We start from the raw sequence: 16450 nt of genomic DNA, 5'->3' as shown, positions 1-16450 counted from the left end.
TCTTCGCCCATGCTGAGGCGCCTGCTGCCGCGCTCTCTGCTGGCGCGCAACATCCTGCTGCTGGTGGCGCTGGTGGCCATCACCCAGGCCTGCTCGCTGACGGTGCTGATGCATTACGTGCAGCGCCCGCGCATCGAGCGCGCCGCCATCGTCTTTGCCGACTACGTGCGCACGCTCGACCGCGTGGTGGCGGCAATGCCGCTTGACCCCAGCGGCGCAACGGCCGCGCGCATGGGCGCGCAGGCGCAGGAGCCCGCGCATGCCGCAGAGAAGCCGGCGCGTGACCTGCAACACCTGCTGCGCACCTGGCAGCGCGATGTCTTCATGGAAGCATTGCAGCGCCACCTCCCCGTCGACATGCCGGTGCGATGGCAGGCCGGCGAAGCCGAGCAGCTCTGGATCCGCATGCATGTGGGCGGTGCGCCCCGCTGGATCGGCCTGCCGATCAGCGAGGACGTGCGCGCCGGCGGCATCGCCACGGCGCTGGCGCTGTCGACCGCGCTGGCGCTGCTGGCGGCGCTGACCGGCTACCTGATCCAGCGCCACCTGAACCGGCCGCTGCAGGACCTTGCGCGTGCCGCGCAGGACATCTGCGCGGGCTCGACACCGCCGCCGCTGCCGACCGACGGCCCGACCGAGATCGCCCAGGTCAGCGGCGCCTTCAACCAGATGACGCAGGCGCTGCAGCAGGCCGAGCAGACGCGGGCACTGATGCTGGCGGGTATCTCGCATGACATCCGCACGCCGCTGACCAAGCTGCGGCTGGCCATGGCCATGTCGATCCCGCGCGGCGCCGACGACGCCTTCGTGGCCTCGGCCGAGGGCTACCTGGACCACATCGAGACCATCCTGCAGCAGTTCATGGACTACGCCGGCAGCGGCGAGACAGAGCAGCCGCAGCCCGGCGACGTCAACGCGCTGGTGTCACAGCTTGCCGCCGACTTCGCCGGCCTGGGCCATGAATTCGAGCTGTCGCTGGCGGCATTGCCGCCGGTTCCCTATCGCCCGGTCAGCCTGATGCGGCTGCTGATGAACCTGATGCAGAACGCTGTGGTCTATGGCAAGTCGGGCTTCAGCGTGCGCACGTGGCGCGATGCCGCGTGCGCCTACGTGGCGGTCGGCGATCGCGGCACCGGCATCGCCGCGCACGAACTGGAGCAGCTCAAGGCGCCCTTCAGCCGCGGCGCCAACGCGCGCGGCCACGCGGGTGGCACCGGGCTCGGGCTGGCTATCGTCGAGCGCATTGCGCGGCTGCACGGCGGCTCGCTGCAGTTCCGCCCGCGCGATGGCGGCGGGCTCGAGGCGGTGGTGGCGCTGCCGCTGCAGGCCCCCGCGGCATAGCGCTGCACCTCGCCGCACCCCGCCGCGCCGTGACATGGCGCGAAATAATTCCCGCATGGCGCTGCGCGCGGCTTGTTCCCATACTTCCGTCACCGCGATGCCGAACGGCAACACACTCGGCAACACCGAAGCAGGCAACGCGGCGAGAAGCTCCCGATGGTTTGCGATCCCCTGATGCAACGATGTCGGTGACAGCTTTTACAAACCACTGACGGCACCACTCGCCAACCCAAAGGAAACGATATGCGCAACGCTCTCCAGACCATCGCCAGGCAAACCAGGCGCCTGACCATCGCCGCACTCGCCGCCACCGCCGTGCTCGGCGCCGGCTGCGCCAACGCCGGTGTCACCGGCATCAACCAGGTGGGCCTGATGCAGGTCGTGCACGCCGACGTGATCTACGTCCACGCGTTCGACGCCGATGCCGGGCAGGTGAAGCTTGACGGCGGCCTGGCGCAGAAGGTCAGGATGATGGCCACTGGCGGCTCGTCGGCCCGCGCGCAAGGCCAGACCGCCGCCGAAGCGCGCGAGCAGGTCGCCAACGAGATCGTGCGCGAACTGCGCGGCATGGGCCTGAACGCGGTGCGTTCCGATGCGCCGGCGCCGGCTGGTGCCAACGCGCTGATCGTCGAGGGCGATTTCCGCAAGATCGATGAAGGCAGCGGCCGCCGCCGCCTGCTGATCGGCCTGGGTGCGGGCAAGAGCGAAGTCGGCGCCGACGTGCGCATCTCGTACCAGCCCGCTAACGGCGCGCCGGGCCCGCTGCAGAGCTTTGTGGCCAGCGCGGATTCGGGCCATGTCCCGGGCGTGGCGGAAGCCGCCGGCATCGGTGCCGTGGCCGGGCATGTAGCAATGGCCGCAGCCGCTGGCGCCGGCGTGCACGGCGCCACGGCAATGACGCGCGACTCGGTCTATGCCGATGCGACGCGGCTGGGCTACGCGATTGCCAGCCAGGTCGCAGCCGCGAGCACCGAAGAAGGCTGGCTGACTGCCGCGGCGGCCCGATAAGCCTGTGGTTTGCTCCTTTCTCGCACGTGCGCGCGAGGAGAGGCAAAACCCGCGGCCTTCGAACAGGGCTATGCGGCCATGTCTTGCGCCATGGCAAGCGGCGTCGCCTCCGCCACCACGCCGCCCACCAGTACCACCGCGGGGCTGGCCAGTCCTGTGGCCAACGCTTCGGGCAGCGACTGCACCGTGCCGAGCCACGACCGCTGTTCAGTTCTGCCGGCATGCATCACCACCGCCGCCGGCGTGTCTGCGCCCATGCCGGCCCTCAGCAGCCCGTCGCGGATCGCCGCGAGCCGGCTCATGCCCATGTAGATGACCAGCGTGGTGCTGCCGCGCACCAGCGCGTCCCAGTCCGGCGAGCCGTGTGCGCTGGTGTGTGCGGTGACGAAGGTCACGCCGTGGCAGTGGGCGCGGTGGGTCAGCGGGATGCCCAGCACCTGCGCCGCCGCCATGCCGCTGCTGATGCCGTTGACCACTTCCACCGGCACGTCATGCGCGCGCAGGAAGGCGGCTTCTTCGCCGCCGCGCCCGAACAGCAGCGGATCGCCGCCCTTGACGCGCGCCACCGTGCGGCCGGCCAACGCGTGCTGCAGCGTCAGCTGCTGGATGCGCTGCTGGCTCACCGAGCAGCGCCCGCCACGCTTGCCGACCCACTCCACATGGGTGCCGGGGCTGGCGTAGCCGGCCATTTCCGGCGACACCAGGTCATCGACCAGCCACACCTCGGCCGCGGCCAGCGCGCGCATGGCGCGTACCGTGACCAGGTCCGGGCTGCCGGGACCGACGCCGACCAGCCATACCTTGCCGGGCTTCAGCGGTGCTTGCATGTTGGACTCCTGCAATGGGATCGCGCCACGCGCTCAGTGGCTGGTGCCGGCCGAGCGCGTGGTCTTGTTGAAGACGTTGTACTTGCCGATAGGCTTGTCCATCGGGATGCGCTTCACTTCCTGCAGCGTGGCGGCGTCGTAGATAACGATCGCACCGTCGCGCTCCATCAGGCTGACCAGCGCGTAGCGCCCGTCGCGCGTGAACTCGACATGCGCGGCGGTGCGGCCAGGGCTGGGCGTGACGCTGCCGACCACGCGCAGGCTTTGCTTGTCGATGACCTGCAAGGTGTCGCGCCGGGGGCTCATCATGGCGTCGGCCCAGGCGTAGGGCGTGCGCTCATGGCTGCGCAGGAAGAAGCCGGGGCCGTTGGTCGGAACGGTGGTGACCGTGTGCCAGTCCTGCATGTCGATCACCGTGATGCGCCCCTGGCCGAGGTCGGGCGACGCCATCACCTCACGGCCATCGCGCTGCCAGGTGATGCCGCTGCCGAGATGCGGCATGCCGCCAAGCGCCAGCGAAGCCACCTTGCGGCGCTGGTCGAGGTCGATCACCTGTCCGCCGCCGCCGCGCGACGCGCCGAGGATGTGGCGGTAGGGCTGGTCGAAGAAGAAGTCGTCGAGCACATCGTCCAGCACGATCGCACGCGGCGCCAGCGATGCCAGCGGCCTGCCGGCGGCGTCGGCATACGGGATCTCCCAGACCTCGGCAATGTCCTTCAGCGCCGCGATAAAGCTGTGGCGCGGTGCGGCGTCGTAGACCGCCGATACCCGCGAGGCATCGCCATTGCGGCCCCTGACGTCGATCACCCGCGCCACCGACAGGTCTTCGGCATGCAGCAGCACCAGCGTGCGCGGCAGCGTGTTGCCTGCCAGCACCCAGCGCCCGTCGTCGCTGACGGCCACGTTGCGCGTGTTGATGCCGACGCGGATCTCGGCGACATAGGCCAGGTTCCACAGGTCGTACTTGCTGACCCAGCCGTCGCGGCTGGCCATGTAGACATAGCGGCCGTCACGGCTGAACTTGGGCCCGCCATGCAAGGCGAAGCGCGTGGCAAAGCGATGGACCGGTGCCAGCCGGTCGCCGTCGAGCACGGTCATGTGATGGCTGCCGGCCTCGACCACCACGAACAGGTTCTGCGGGTCGGCGCTGAACGCAGGGCGCGCCGGCAGCGTGCCGGGCGCGTGCGTGACGACGTGGCTGGCGCGGATCGCGTCGGCGCTCCATTGCGGCGCGTCGGCGGGCGCCGAGCGCAGCCAGCGTGCCAGCCCATGCAGATCCGGCGGCGCCAGCGTAGCGCCAAAGGCCGGCATCTGCGTCGCGGCACGGCCGTCGCGCAGCACGGTATCGAGTTCGCTGTCGCGCAGGCGCTCCAGGCTCTCGGGCAGCAGCGCGGGCCCCATGCCGCCGAGGCGGTCGGCGCCGTGGCAGGCGGCGCAGTGCTGGCCGTAGAGTGCAGCCGGGTCGGCGGCCGTTGCAGCTTGCGCGAAGCAGGCCAGCACCAGCATGCCCAGCCATCGGATCAGCGCCGTCATGCCGTGACCTCCGCATCCGGCGCGCGCGCGATCTCGGCATCGCTCAGGTAGCACCCAGGGTCTTCGGCCCACGGGTTGCCCGTCAGCGCAAAGGCGCGCACGCGCGTGTTGCCGTTGCAGATGGCGCGATGCGCGCAGCCCGCGCAGCGTCCCTGCAGCGGGCGCGGCGTGCTGGCCAGGCCCGCCATCAGCGGGTCGGCGCGGTCGGCCCAGATCTCGCCGAACGGCCGTTGGCGCACGTTGCCCAGTGTTACGTGCCACCACATCGTATCGGGATGGACGTTGCCGAGGTTGTCGATATTGGCCACGCCGACGCCGGTGGCGTTGCCGCCCCAGCGCTCCAGCCGCCGGCGCATGTCGGCGACGCGGTGCGGGAAGCGGCTGGCGATCCAGTACAGCAGGTACACGCCGTCGGCATCGTTGTTGCCGGTGACGAAGTCGCCCGCATGTCCCTGGCGCGCGCGCTGCCAGACGTGGTCGAACAGCCAGTCCAGTGCGGCGCGGGTGTGGGCGTGGCGCGCGTCGTCGGCGCGGTGGCTGCGTGCGCGCCCGGCATAGTTGAAGTGCGACAGGTAGAACTTGTCGATGCCCTCGCGCTCGGCCAGCCCCACCAGCTCGGGCAGCTGCGCCGCGTTCGCTTCGGTCAGCGTCATGCGCACTCCCACGCGCAGGCCGGCCGCGCGTGCCGCGCGCAGGCCCGCCAGTGCCTGCGCGAAGGCACCGTCGCTGCGGCGGAAGCGGTCATGCGTGGCGGGCAGGCCGTCGAGGCTGACGCCGACGTAGTCGAAGCCCGCCGCCGCCAGCCGCGCCGCATGGCCGGCATCGAGCAGCGTGCCGTTAGACGACAGCGACAGGTGGAAGCCGAGCGCGCGCGCGTGTCCGGCAATCTGGTACAGGTCCGGCCGCAGCAGCGGCTCGCCGCCGGACAGGATCAGCGCCGGCACGCGCGCCTCGCGCAGCTGGCCGAGCACGGCCAGCGCTTCGGCGGTGTCGAGCTCGCCCTTGAAGTCGGTATCGGCCGAGGTGGCGTAGCAATGCCGGCAGTTCAGGTTGCAGCGGCGGATCAGGTTCCAGATCACCACCGGGCCAGCGGGCTGGCGCGGTGGCGGCACCGGGCCGTCATCGCGCAGGGCTTCCATGAAGCGGGACAGGCGGAACATGGGTGGGGCTCCCTATCGGGTGTTTTGGTCCAGAGTGGGTTCATGGCTGGCGGGCGCGCCGGACGGCGGCAGCCGCAGCCCGGTCTTCTTCAGCACGCGCGTGGACCACAGCACGTCGTGCGCGCGGCAGGCGTCGCCCAGCAGTGCCGCGATCGCGGCGATGTGGGGCGCGGCGTCTTCCCGCGAGCGCGCGTGGACCATCGCGAACAGGTTGTAGGGCCAGTGCGGCAAACGGCGCGGACGGCGATAGCAATGGCTGACGAAGGGCAGGGCGCCGACGCGCGCGCCCAGCGCGTCGATGCGGGCATCGTCGACGTCCCACACGGTCATGCCGTTGGCGCGCCAGCCGAGCCGGTAATGGTTGGGCACTGCGGCGATGCGGCGCAGCACGCCGCGCGCCTGCATCGCCGCCAGCCGTGCGATGACTTCAGCCTCGGTCAGGCCCAGTTCCGCGGCGACCGCGGCGTACGGCGCCGATACCAGCGGCAGGCCGGCCTGGGTGGCGCGCATCAGCGCCAGGTCAGTGGGATCGGCAGCGTCGGCGGCGTCGGGCATCAGGCGGGCAGATAGAGGTTGACGAAGAACTCGCGTTCCTTGGGAAACGGCAACACCTCGACCCCGGCCGCGGCGGCGATGCGCGCAAGCACCGGCGCGACCTGCTCCGGCCGCGCCACCGCCAGCACGAACCACAGGTTCAGGTGGTGGGTGCGCGCATAGTGGTGTGCGACCTCGGGGCGGGCGTTGATGGCGGCGATGACCGCTTCCAGCCGCGCTGCCGGCGCATGGCAGGCGCACAGCACGAAGCGCCCGCCCGCGCGCTCGACCTGGTACAGCGGGCCGAAGCGGGTCAGCACACCCACGGCCAGCAGCGCGCGCAGCCGCTCAAGCAGCACGGCCTCGCTGATGCCGAGCGCCGCGGCCGCTTCGGCGTACGGGCGCGGTACCAGCGGCAGTCCGCGCTGCAGGGCGTTGACGATGCGGCGGTCGAGCGGATCGAGCGGTTCGTGCGGATCGGTGACGTCGCAGGACGCGGCGCCGTTCATGCCGGCACCTGGATGGCGTAGCGCGTGCCGCGCTGCTTGTAGCAGTGCGTGCCGACCAGCACCGAGCCCGGCACCTGCTTCAGCCCGGCGGCGGCGCGTACCTGTGCCAGCGCGGGCTGCAAGTCCTGCGCGCTGCGGGCATGGATCATCGCGAACAGGTTGTAAGGCCAGTCTGGCAGCCGGCGCTCGCGGCGGTAGCACAGGGTCACGCGCGGCTGCCGCGCCAGCCGCATGCCGACGGCGTCGACGTGGGCATCCGGCACGTCCCAGACGCACATGGCGTTGTGGCGGTAGCCAAAGCGCCCGTGGCGCAGCACCACCCCCAGGCGCCGGATCACGCCTTGCGCCGACCATTGCGCCAGTCGCTCGAGCACCTGCGGCACGCCCAGGCGCGCCTGCCTGGCAAGCGCGTGGAAGGGGCGCGGTGTCAGCGGCAGGCCCGCTTCCAGCGCGGCGACCAGGCGCCAGTCATCGTCGTCCAGCGCAACCGCCGCGGCACGCACGGCCAGCGGCGTCCGGCGCGGACGGGCGCCGGGCTGGCGCACCAGCGGAAAACCAAGGTCGATGTGGTACTCACGCGCCATCGGCAGGTCCAGTGGCGGCAGGCCGGTCAGATCGCCGATCGACGCCAGCGTGGCATCGAGCATGACGCGCTCGCGCGCGCCCGCGACAAACCACAGGTTGTACCGATGGCCGCTGCGCGCGTAGTTGTGGCTGACCGCCGCGCAGGCGCTGACGCGCGCCGCGACGCGGTCCAGCTGCGCCGGCGGCACCGACAAGGCGCCCAGCGTGCTGACGCCGATCACGTTCGGCGCGAACACCGCGCCGACGCGGCTGATGCGTCCGGTGCCGAGATCGCGCGCCAGCAGGCTCAGCAGCGCCTGCTCGCACAGTCCCGCTTTCGCGGCCAGCGCCTGGTAGGGCCGCGGCTGCAGCGGGAAGCCGCGCTGCAGCTGGTCGTAGAGGGCTTGCTCGTCGAACATGGCGTGCCCCTACATGCCGAAGCGCTGGGCGCGCGCGGTAAAGAAGATGCCGCTGGGGTTGTCGGCGGGCAGCGTGGCCAGGCGTTCCAGCGTAGCGGTGTCGTAGACCTCGACGCGGTTATCGTCGCGGCAGGACAGCCACAGCGCCTCGCCCTTGGGCGTGAATTCCATGTGCAGCACGCCGCGGCAGGGGCGCAGCGTGCGCACCACCTGGCGCGTGGCGGTATCGATCACCTGCACGGTGTCATTGTGCGGGAAGGCGAAATTGACCCAGACCTGGCGCCCGTCGGGCCGCGCCATGGCGAATACCGGCTGGCCCGCCAGCGCCACGCGCGCCGCTTCGCGCCAGCCGTTGGCGGGGTCGGCCACCAGCACTGCATGGCGCCCGATCGCCGGCAGCCACGCCATGCCCTGCGCCATGGCCCAGCCGCGCAGGTGTGGCATCTTGTAGACCGGCAGGGGCGCGTTGCCGCGCCCGTAGCCGGACAGGATGCGGCGCACCTGCGGCGGCGCCTGCCACAGGTCGACCAGCGCCAGGCCGTCTTCACCGAACAGGCCGGCCAGGTACCAGCGGCCGTCGGGCGTGACCAGCCCGTCGTAAGGCTCGCGCCCGGCAGGCAGGCGCGTTACCCGCGGCTGGCGCGGATCGCTGGCGTCGATGATCCAGATTTCGCCGGATTCGAACAGGCTCGCGGCAAAGCGACGGCCGGGCAGGTCGGCCAGCCCGACCACCTTGGCGCGGCGCCCGTCGACGCCGATTGCCGGCAGCTCAGCCAGCGGCGCCAGCGTCTGCGCGTCGAACAGCCGGATGCCGCCCGGCGCATAGTTCTGCGCGGCGACCACGCGGCCATCCTGCGAGATGGCGCCGCCGATGCTGTTACCGGCCTGCAGCACGCGGTGGGTGATGCGGGCGCGGAGCAAGTCCACGCGTGTCAGTCCGCCATCGCGGCCGAACACATAGGCGTAGCGTGCATCGCGCGAGAACACCACGCTGGCATGGGACAGGTCGCCCAGCCCTTCGACCGTGGCCAGGCGCGTCATGCCGGTGGTCTCGATGATCTGCAGCCGGCCCGCCGCGCGCTCGACCACCACGCCCAGGTCGCCGGTGCCGCGCACGATGCCGGCGCAACCGGCAGCGAGCATGGCGACGAGCGCAGCGCATGCCGCCGCGGCCAGCCTGCGCATCAGTTGCCTTGCGGCGTCACGGCCGGCGGCTGGCCGGCCTGCAGTCGATCGATCAGCCATCGGGCTTCATCCTGCGTCATGAAAGGTTGCCAGGGCGGCATCGCCGTGCCGGGCCGGCCGTACAGCACGGTGGCGGCGAGGCCGTCAGGCGGCTTGCCGGCGAGGCCTGCGGGGGTCAGGGGCGGGCCCAGTCCGCCGCGCAAGGTCATGCCGTGGCAGGCGCCGCAGTCATCGCGCAGCCAGTGCGCCAGTTGCGCCTGCCGCGCTGGCGCGGGCGCATCGGCCGCGGCGAGCGCGCTGGCGCAGCCCGTGACGACCAGCGCCGCCAGCGCGCGTTGTGTTCGCATGCTGCATGTCTCCATGAAGGAACGCGGGGACGCCGGCGGCCCTCGCCGCGCCTGGGCGCAGCGAGGGCGCGGGCTCAGTAGACGTCGTGCTGCGTGTTGTAGGCGTTGAACTTGCCGGTCGGCGTGACCAGGCGCTTGTCCTTGATCACGGTCTTGAGCGTGCGGGTCTTGTCGTCGACCACCACCAGCGCGGATTCACCGTCCTTGGTGCCCCACACCGAGAACCAGACCTCGTCGCCGGCCTTGTTGTATTCGGCCTGCACCACGCGTTTGGCGCCGCTGCCCTTCAGGTCGGCCCACTCGGCGATCGGCAGCACCTTGAAGCCGGCGTCGAGGTTGCGCGTGTCGAACACCGCGACCGACTGGTTGAGCTTGGCGTCCGGGTTCAGCGGCGTATCGACCCACAGGTTGGACGACTTGGGATGGGTCTTGATGAAGAGCGAGCCGCCGCCCTGGCCCTTGACCGTCTGCACCACCTTCCACGCCTGCGCGGGGTGGCCGGCGGGGTCGGTGCCGATCAGGCTGATGGTCTCGTCGCCCAGGTGGCTGGTGGCCCAGACCGGGCCGAACTGCGGATGCGTGAAGTTGGCACCGCGGCCCGGATGCGGGGTCTTGCCGACGTTGACCAGCGCAGCCAGCTTGTCTTCCTTGGTATCGACCACGGCGATCTTGTCCGAGGCGTTGGCGGCGACCAGGAAGTAGCGCCCGGTCGAGTCGAAGCCGCCGTCATGCAGGAACTTGGCCGAATCGATGGTGGTGGTCTTCAGGTTGGCCAGGTCAGAGTAGTTGACCATCAGGATCTTGCCGGTCTCCTTGGCGTTGATGACGAACTCCGGATGGAAATGGCTGGCGACGATCGACGCCACGCGCGGCTCGGGGTGGTATTCGTTGTCGACGGTCATGCCGCGCGTGGACACCACCTTGAGCGGCTTGAGCGTGTCGCCCTCCATGATCACGTACTGCGGCGGCCAGTACGAGCCGGCCACGGCGTACTTGTCTTCGTAGCCCTTGTACTTGGAGGTCTCGACCGAGCGCGCCTCCATGCCGATCTTCACCTCGGCGACGATGTCCGGCTTGGGCAGCCACAGGTCGATCAGGTCCAGCCGCGCGTCGCGGCCGATCACGTACAGGTAGCGTCCCGAGGCCGACATGCGCGAGATATGCACCGCGTAGCCGGTCTTGACGATATTGATGATCTGCTTGCTGTCGCCGTCGATCAGCGCGACTTCGCCGGCGTCGCGCAGCGTGACCGAGAACAGGTTGTCCAGGTTGTACTGGTTCATCTTCTGCGTCGGGCGCTTCGCCACCGGCACGATGTCCTTGCGGCTTTTCTCGATATCGGCGAGCGAGAACTCGGGCGGCGTCGGCGGGTCGAGCTGGATGTAGCGCGCCATCAGGTCGACTTCCTTGTCGGTGAGGTCGCCCGAGGTGCCCCAGTTGGGCATGCCGGCGGGGCTGCCGTACTTGATGAAGGTCTTCAGGTATTCGGTGCCGCGCGCGCGGGTGATGTCCGGCGTCAGCGCCTTGCCGGTGGCACCCTTGCGCAGCACGCCGTGGCAGCCGGCGCAGCGTTCGAAGTAGATCTGCCGTGCGTGGTCGAATTCGGCGGCGGTGAGGGTGGGCATGGCGGCCTTCTGCTCAGCCGTCTGCGCGGCCCTGGGCTCGGCCTTGGTTGCAGCATGAGGCAGGCCGGACCAGAGTGAGAACGGCAATGCCGCGATTGCCGGATACAGCCAGTTTTTTGCTTTCATGGGGTGCCGTGGATCAGCGGTGGGAAAGCGATTGCGCGGTGCGCAGGCGGGTGTTGCCTGGACCTGTCGTCATGTGGCGATCATGCGCACACACTGCCGACATGGGATTGACTGTCATCAAACGAAGCGGGGAGGCTCGCGGCGGCCTGGTCGCGCAGGGCCAGGATAAAGCTGCCGACCTGTGCGATATCGTCCAGCGCCATGCATGGCAGCACGGTGTCCATGCGCGTGTCGGTGGCCAGCGCGATGATCGACGGATCGCCCGGATAGTAGGGCGCGCGCCCGTGCGCGGGCCGGTAGACCTCGATGCGCGGGATGGCCTCGCGGCGGAAGCCTTCCACCAGCGTGATATCGGCCGGGCGCAGGCGCGCGACCTGTTCGTCCAGCGTTGGCTCGGCCTCGTCGGCGAGTTCGCGCACGATGGCGTAGCGATAGGGCGAGGCCACCATCACCTCGGCCGCGCCGGCGGCGCGGAAGCGTGCGCTGTCCTTGCCCGGCGGCTCCAGTTCGAGCGGGTGGTGGCTGTGCTTGATCACGTTGACGGTCAGGCCCTGGGCGCGGAACCACGGCAGCAGCGCCGTGATCAGCGTGGTCTTGCCGCTGCCGGAGGTGCCGGTGATGCCAAGGATGAAGGGATGCATGGGGTCAGCCTTCGCAGGGTTCGCAGGTTTCTGATTGGGCGGGCAGCGGGCACACCAGCGGCAGGAAGCTGTCGGCGCGCTGCGAATAGGCCAGCAGCGCGCCGGCCTGGAGATCGAAGTACCAGCCGTGCAGCGTCAGCGCGCCGGCTTCCAGCGCGCGCCGCACGAACGGGAAGGTCTGCAGGTTGCGCAGCGACACCAGGATCGCCGCCTGCTCGCAGGCGCGCTGGCGCTGCGCGGCGCTGGCTGCGGCCAGGGTTTCCTCCACCTGGCGACGCGCCGGCGCGGCGATGCGGACCCAGGCGCCGAGGTAGTCCGGATCCTCGCCGTCGTCGGGCGCATGGTCGCCGGCATCGGCCGGCTGCGCCAGCAGCGCGCGGATGCCGCCGCAGCCGCCGTGGCCCATCACGATGATGCGGGCCACACGCAGCTGCTGCACCGCGAACTGGATCGCCGCCGACACGCCATGCAGGCTGCCTTCGTGGCGGCCGGTGCAGGGCGGCACCAGGTTGCCGATATTGCGCACGGTAAACAGCTCGCCCGGGTCGCAGCCGAGCAGCAGGCCGGGGTCGACGCGCGAGTCGCTGCAGCCGATCAGCAGCGTCGGCGGACGCTGGCCGGTGCGCAGGGTGTCGAACAGTCCGGGCTCGTCGTCGAAATAGCGTTGCTGGAAGCGTTCGAAGCCTTTGAGCAGATGTTCGATGTGATGCACGGCGGCCTCCGGGCGTTACTGCACCAGCGGGCTGTCAGCGCCCTCCAGCTCGATGCCTTCGATGCGCGCGCGGCCGATCAGCAGGCTGGCGTACTGCTTCCAGGCGCGGTCGCGCGCCGCGGCGCCGAGAGCGCGCGCAATCTCGCCGCGCACCGTCTCGAACGGCAGGCGCGTGCCGGGGCAACGCTCGAGGATGCGCACGATATGGAGGCCATAACGGGATTCAAGCAACTGCGGCAGCACGCCGTCCTGCTGCGCGGCGAACAGCGCGCGCTCGAATTCCGGAGCGGTCTCGCCGCGGAACACGCGGCCCAGCCGGCCGCCGTTGGCGCCGCTGGGGCAGTTGGACAGCGCGCGGGCATGATGCGCAAAGCTCGCGGGATCGCCGCGCACCAGCGCCAGCGTCTGCGCCGCGACCTCGCGCAACGCGTCCAGCGGCACACGGGGCGTGACCTGGAACAGGATATGGTCGGCTTCGACCCATTCGCCTTCGCGGAAGCGCCCGGGGTGGCTGTCGTAGTGGCGGCGGCAGCTGGCTTCGTCGGCTTCTGGCGTGGCGGCCTCGCGCGCCAGCAGCGCCTGCGCCAGCGCGTCGTCATCCATGGCCGCAGCGTCCAGGCCGGTGCGCGCGGCTTCTGCCCGCATCAGCAGGCGCAGGATCGCCGAGATGGTGGCCAGCCGCGCCGGGTTGGCGGCGTCGTGATGGTGGTCCAGTTCGCGCTCGATATCGGCGTCGCGCAGTTCCACGCCGTTGACGGTGACAGGCATCGGATTCTCCTTGTCGGGTAGCGGCGTTCAGCGGCTGCGCACCAGCTGCCAGGCACGGCCGAGATAGCCGACCGAGGCAAAGCCGCTCCACACATGCACCAGCCGCGTGAACGGGAAGATCACGAACAGGGTCATGCCCATGAACAGGTGCGCCTTGAACAGCAGCGGCGCGTCGGCGATAAAGCCGGCGGCGTCGCCGCGCAGCGTGACGATGTGCTGGGCCCAGTGCATCAGCTGCACCATCATGTGGCCGTCCATGTGTCCGGCCGATTCGAAGATGGTCGACAGGCCCAGCAGCAGCGTCGCCAGCAGCCATAGCAGCAGCACCTTGTCGCCGGTGCGGGTCACGGCGGACACGCGCGCGTTGGTCAGGCGGCGGTGCAGCAGGATCAGCAGCCCGGCCAGGCACATGGTGCCCATCACGCCGCCGGCCGCCATCGCCACGCCTTGCTTGAAGCCATGCGAGACGCCAAGCGCGTCCCACACCGCCACCGGCGTCAGCAGGCCAACCAGGTGGCCGAAGAACAGGCCCAGGATGCCGACGTGGAACAGGATGTTGCCCATGCGCAGGTTGCCGCGGTAGAGCACCTGCGAGCTGTCGGTCTTCCAGGTGTACTGCTCGCGCTCGAAGCGGGCCAGGCTGCCGAACAGGAAGATGGCGAGCGCGATGTAGGGGTAGATGCCGAAGAGGAATTGGTGGAGGGTTGCCATGGTGTGTTAGCTCGATAAGTGGGCAGCAAGGGCGTGCGTGCGTGTCTCCGTCGATTGTGTTCCCCTCTCCCCTCAGGGGAGAGGGCAGGGTGAGGGGTGGTTTAAGCACCGGCGCTTCGTGGAAGCTCCCGCCCTCTCCCCCGCCCCTCTCCCGCAGGCGGGAGAGGGGAGAACACAATCGGCTCGCGCAGGCATGTCAGCAAACAGCAGGCGCCGGCGCCGTGCCGCGTGGGTAGAACTTCACCGCCTGCGGTCCGGTGTGCGGGGCCAGCAGCGGCTCCACGCCGTCGGCGCCCGGGCCGAAGGTTTCCAGCGCCTCGTCCATGTCCCGCACCGGCGGCTCCTGCTGCGGTTGCGGCTGCACGTCGGTGAGCGTGCGCAGCACCGCGAACACGCCGGCATACGGGCTCTGGTTGCGCGCGAGCCGGTCGCCGATCGCGGCCAGAACGTGGATCGCCTCGCCCAGCAGGTGCTCGGCGCGCGCTTCCTTGCCATCAGCGCCCAGCGCACCCAGAAACTCCAGGAACAGCGGCACGTAGTCCGGCAACTCCGACGCGGCCGGCTCGAAGCCGTCGCGCCGGTATTCGTCGATCAGGTCGACCATCGCCTGGCCGCGGTCGCGGCTTTCGCCGTGCACATGCTCGAACAGGTGCAGCGAGTGTGCCGGGTTGCGGTCGAAGGTGGCGACATAGTTTTCCTGCAGCGTGATCAGCGTCTCGCTGCGCAGCATGTCGGTCACCGGCGCAAGCAGGTGTCGCGCCTGCGGCCACTCGGCCAGCGCGGCGTCGATCTCGGACAGCGCGTCGACCAGCTCCTGCTCGGGATAGCCGAGCAGCGCGCTGAGGATGGGATAGAGGGGCATGTTCTTCTCCGGTTCGTTCGCGGGCGCTCAGCTCATCACGGCCTTCTTGCGCGACCTGGGCATGTCGACGAAATGCACGCTGCCCTGCGGCTTCTTGCCGAACAGCGCACCATCCGAGGTGCCGCCCGAGCAGCCGTTGCCGAAGGTGAAGCCGCAGCTGGCCTTGTCGTTGAAGCTGTCCTCGACCATTTCCTTGTGCGAGGACGGGATCACGAAGCGGTCTTCGTAGTTGGCGATGGCCATGGTCTTGTACATATCCTCGACCTGCGCGGGTGTCAGGCCCACCTGCTTGAGCACATCGAGGTCCTGCACCCCGTCCACCACCTGCGAGCGCTTGTAGGCGCGCATCGCCAGCATGCGGTCCAGCGCCGACAGCACCGGCATCACGTCGCCCGCGGTCAGCAGGTTGGCCAGGTACTTGACCGGGATGCGCAGGCTCTTGACGTCGGGGATGATGCCGTTCATGCCCATGTGGCCCGCCTCCGCCGCCGACTGGATCGGCGACAGCGGCGGGATGTACCAGACCATCGGCAGCGTGCGGTACTCCGGGTGCAACGGGAAGGCGACCTTCCACTCGCACGCCATCTTGTAGACTGGCGACTTGCGCGCGGCATCGAGCCAGCTTTGCGGGATGCCCTGGCGCAGCGCCTCGGCCTGCACCGCAGGGTCGTGCGGATCGAGGAACACGTCGAGCTGCGACTGGTACAGGTCGCGCTCGTCGGCCACCGACGCGGCCTGCTCGATGCGGTCGGCGTCGTACAGCATCACGCCGAGGTAGCGGATGCGGCCGACACAGGTCTCGGAGCAGACCGTGGGCTGGCCGGCCTCGATGCGCGGATAGCAGAACAGGCATTTCTCGGCCTTGCCGCTCTGCCAGTTGAAGTAGATCTTCTTGTACGGGCAGCCCGAGATGCACATGCGCCAGCCGCGGCACTTGTCCTGGTCGACCAGCACGATGCCGTCGTCCTCGCGCTTGTAGATCGAGCCCGACGGGCACGACGCCACGCAGGCCGGGTTCAGGCAGTGCTCGCACAGGCGCGGCAGGTACATCATGAAGGTGTTCTCGAAGGTCGAGTACATCTCCTTCTGCACGTCGTCGAAGAGCTTGTCGCGGCCGCGCGAACTGAACTCGCCGCCGAGGTCGTCTTCCCAGTTCGGGCCCCACTCGATCTTTTCCATCTTGCGGCCGGTCAGCACCGAGACCGGCCGCGCGGTCGGCGGGGTCTGCGACAGCGGCGCCTTCTGCAGGTGCTCGTAGTCGTAGGTGAAAGGTTCGTAGTACTCGTCGATCGCCGGCAGGTTGGGATTGGCGAACAGGTTTGCCAGGATCTTCAGCTTGCCGCCCTGGCGCGGTTCGAGCGTGCCGTCGGCATTGCGCTTCCAGCCGCCCTGCCACTTGTCCTGGTTCTCCCATTCCTTGGGATAGCCGATGCCGGGCTTGGTCTCGACGTTGTTGAACCACGCGTACTCGACGCCGTCGCGGCTGGTCCAGACGTTCTTGCAGGTCACGGAGCAGGTATGGCAGCCGATGCACTTGTCGAGGTTCAGCACCATGGCCACCTGGGCACGGATCTTCAT

17 protein-coding genes are annotated in these 16450 nt (G+C 69.8%); 2 read left to right on the top strand and 15 right to left on the bottom strand.

Annotated elements, in window-relative coordinates; translation table 11 throughout:
- Positions 1–9: 9 nt before the first annotated feature.
- Together RALTA_RS25480 and RALTA_RS25475 are read left to right on the top strand one after the other, a co-directional pair.
- On the top strand, positions 10–1341 hold the full coding sequence (locus tag RALTA_RS25480) for an ATP-binding protein (RefSeq protein WP_012356850.1): 1332 nt from the start codon (positions 10–12) through the stop codon (positions 1339–1341).
- Positions 1342–1584: 243 nt separating this feature from the next.
- A complete protein-coding gene (locus tag RALTA_RS25475) occupies positions 1585–2349 on the top strand; it encodes a DUF4410 domain-containing protein (RefSeq protein WP_012356849.1) in 765 nt (254 codons plus the stop codon).
- A 68-nt stretch (positions 2350–2417) separates the two neighbouring features.
- Here the strand turns inward: RALTA_RS25475 and cobA are convergent, their stop codons facing one another.
- The 15 genes from cobA to narH form a co-directional block, all read right to left on the bottom strand.
- A complete protein-coding gene (cobA, locus tag RALTA_RS25470) occupies positions 2418–3176 on the bottom strand; it encodes a uroporphyrinogen-III C-methyltransferase (RefSeq protein ID WP_041232638.1) in 759 nt (252 codons plus the stop codon).
- 33 nt (positions 3177–3209) lie between these two features.
- The gene (locus RALTA_RS25465; RefSeq protein ID WP_012356847.1) at positions 3210–4709 is read right to left on the bottom strand and encodes a nitrite reductase; all 1500 of its coding nucleotides are present in this window, start codon (positions 4707–4709) and stop codon (positions 3210–3212) included.
- Positions 4706–5869 carry a heme d1 biosynthesis radical SAM protein NirJ gene (gene nirJ, locus RALTA_RS25460; RefSeq protein WP_012356846.1) on the bottom strand — a complete coding sequence of 388 codons (1164 nt, stop codon included), beginning with the start codon at positions 5867–5869 and terminating at the stop codon, positions 4706–4708. The genes RALTA_RS25465 and nirJ overlap by 4 nt, the downstream gene beginning before the upstream one ends.
- 12 nt (positions 5870–5881) lie before the next feature.
- The gene (gene ahbB / locus RALTA_RS25455) at positions 5882–6424 is read right to left on the bottom strand and encodes a siroheme decarboxylase subunit beta (protein WP_012356845.1); all 543 of its coding nucleotides are present in this window, start codon (positions 6422–6424) and stop codon (positions 5882–5884) included.
- A complete protein-coding gene (locus tag RALTA_RS25450) occupies positions 6424–6912 on the bottom strand; it encodes an Lrp/AsnC family transcriptional regulator (RefSeq protein ID WP_012356844.1) in 489 nt (162 codons plus the stop codon). The genes ahbB (RALTA_RS25455) and RALTA_RS25450 overlap by 1 nt, the downstream gene beginning before the upstream one ends.
- Positions 6909–7895 carry a siroheme decarboxylase subunit beta gene (gene ahbB / locus RALTA_RS25445; RefSeq protein WP_012356843.1) on the bottom strand — a complete coding sequence of 329 codons (987 nt, stop codon included), beginning with the start codon at positions 7893–7895 and terminating at the stop codon, positions 6909–6911. The genes RALTA_RS25450 and ahbB (RALTA_RS25445) overlap by 4 nt, the downstream gene beginning before the upstream one ends.
- Before the next feature lie 9 nt (positions 7896–7904).
- Entirely contained in the window at positions 7905–9080 is a 1176-nt protein-coding gene (locus tag RALTA_RS25440) for a cytochrome D1 domain-containing protein (protein ID WP_041232637.1), read from the bottom strand.
- Positions 9080–9427: a c-type cytochrome gene (locus RALTA_RS25435; protein ID WP_041232636.1), complete on the bottom strand. Its 348-nt coding sequence runs from the start codon at positions 9425–9427 to the stop codon at positions 9080–9082. The genes RALTA_RS25440 and RALTA_RS25435 overlap by 1 nt, the downstream gene beginning before the upstream one ends.
- A 74-nt stretch (positions 9428–9501) precedes the next feature.
- A complete protein-coding gene (locus RALTA_RS25430; RefSeq protein ID WP_012356840.1) occupies positions 9502–11178 on the bottom strand; it encodes a nitrite reductase in 1677 nt (558 codons plus the stop codon).
- Positions 11179–11258: 80 nt separating this feature from the next.
- On the bottom strand, positions 11259–11819 hold the full coding sequence (gene mobB / locus RALTA_RS25425; RefSeq protein WP_012356839.1) for a molybdopterin-guanine dinucleotide biosynthesis protein B: 561 nt from the start codon (positions 11817–11819) through the stop codon (positions 11259–11261).
- Between the two features lie 4 nt (positions 11820–11823).
- Entirely contained in the window at positions 11824–12531 is a 708-nt protein-coding gene (locus RALTA_RS25420; protein WP_012356838.1) for a carbonic anhydrase, read from the bottom strand.
- Between the two features lie 15 nt (positions 12532–12546).
- Positions 12547–13299 (bottom strand): peptidylprolyl isomerase, encoded by a 753-nt coding sequence (locus RALTA_RS25415; protein WP_012356837.1) that lies wholly within the window; start codon positions 13297–13299, stop codon positions 12547–12549.
- 27 nt (positions 13300–13326) lie between these two features.
- Positions 13327–14010 (bottom strand): respiratory nitrate reductase subunit gamma, encoded by a 684-nt coding sequence (gene narI, locus RALTA_RS25410; protein WP_012356836.1) that lies wholly within the window; start codon positions 14008–14010, stop codon positions 13327–13329.
- A gap of 196 nt (positions 14011–14206) precedes the next feature.
- The gene (gene narJ, locus RALTA_RS25405; RefSeq protein WP_012356835.1) at positions 14207–14872 is read right to left on the bottom strand and encodes a nitrate reductase molybdenum cofactor assembly chaperone; all 666 of its coding nucleotides are present in this window, start codon (positions 14870–14872) and stop codon (positions 14207–14209) included.
- Positions 14873–14899: 27 nt separating this feature from the next.
- Positions 14900–16450 (bottom strand): nitrate reductase subunit beta, encoded by a 1551-nt coding sequence (gene narH, locus RALTA_RS25400; protein WP_012356834.1) that lies wholly within the window; start codon positions 16448–16450, stop codon positions 14900–14902.

It is taken from the genome of Cupriavidus taiwanensis LMG 19424, from assembly GCF_000069785.1.
GTDB lineage: Bacteria > Pseudomonadota > Gammaproteobacteria > Burkholderiales > Burkholderiaceae > Cupriavidus > Cupriavidus taiwanensis.
The sequence above is the reverse complement of the archived record's forward strand: the minus strand, read 5'-3'. Positions and strand labels throughout refer to the sequence as shown.

Bases quoted from the DNA above. Each gene is read 5' to 3' on its own strand.
- RALTA_RS25475 (WP_012356849.1), top strand. From the start codon at position 1,585: ATGCGCAACGCTCTCCAGACCATCGCCAGGCAAACCAGGCGCCTGACC.
- nirJ (WP_012356846.1), bottom strand. From the start codon at position 5,869: ATGTTCCGCCTGTCCCGCTTCATGGAAGCCCTGCGCGATGACGGCCCG.
- cobA (WP_041232638.1), bottom strand. From the start codon at position 3,176: ATGCAAGCACCGCTGAAGCCCGGCAAGGTATGGCTGGTCGGCGTCGGT.
- RALTA_RS25480 (WP_012356850.1), top strand. From the start codon at position 10: ATGCTGAGGCGCCTGCTGCCGCGCTCTCTGCTGGCGCGCAACATCCTG.
- narH (WP_012356834.1), bottom strand. From the start codon at position 16,450: ATGAAGATCCGTGCCCAGGTGGCCATGGTGCTGAACCTCGACAAGTGC.
- RALTA_RS25435 (WP_041232636.1), bottom strand. From the start codon at position 9,427: ATGCGAACACAACGCGCGCTGGCGGCGCTGGTCGTCACGGGCTGCGCC.
- mobB (WP_012356839.1), bottom strand. From the start codon at position 11,819: ATGCATCCCTTCATCCTTGGCATCACCGGCACCTCCGGCAGCGGCAAG.
- RALTA_RS25440 (WP_041232637.1), bottom strand. From the start codon at position 9,080: ATGCGCAGGCTGGCCGCGGCGGCATGCGCTGCGCTCGTCGCCATGCTC.
- RALTA_RS25415 (WP_012356837.1), bottom strand. From the start codon at position 13,299: ATGCCTGTCACCGTCAACGGCGTGGAACTGCGCGACGCCGATATCGAG.
- narI (WP_012356836.1), bottom strand. From the start codon at position 14,010: ATGGCAACCCTCCACCAATTCCTCTTCGGCATCTACCCCTACATCGCG.
- RALTA_RS25465 (WP_012356847.1), bottom strand. From the start codon at position 4,709: ATGACGGCGCTGATCCGATGGCTGGGCATGCTGGTGCTGGCCTGCTTC.
- RALTA_RS25430 (WP_012356840.1), bottom strand. From the start codon at position 11,178: ATGAAAGCAAAAAACTGGCTGTATCCGGCAATCGCGGCATTGCCGTTC.
- RALTA_RS25450 (WP_012356844.1), bottom strand. From the start codon at position 6,912: ATGAACGGCGCCGCGTCCTGCGACGTCACCGATCCGCACGAACCGCTC.
- ahbB (WP_012356845.1), bottom strand. From the start codon at position 6,424: ATGCCCGACGCCGCCGACGCTGCCGATCCCACTGACCTGGCGCTGATG.
- narJ (WP_012356835.1), bottom strand. From the start codon at position 14,872: ATGCCCCTCTATCCCATCCTCAGCGCGCTGCTCGGCTATCCCGAGCAG.
- ahbB (WP_012356843.1), bottom strand. From the start codon at position 7,895: ATGTTCGACGAGCAAGCCCTCTACGACCAGCTGCAGCGCGGCTTCCCG.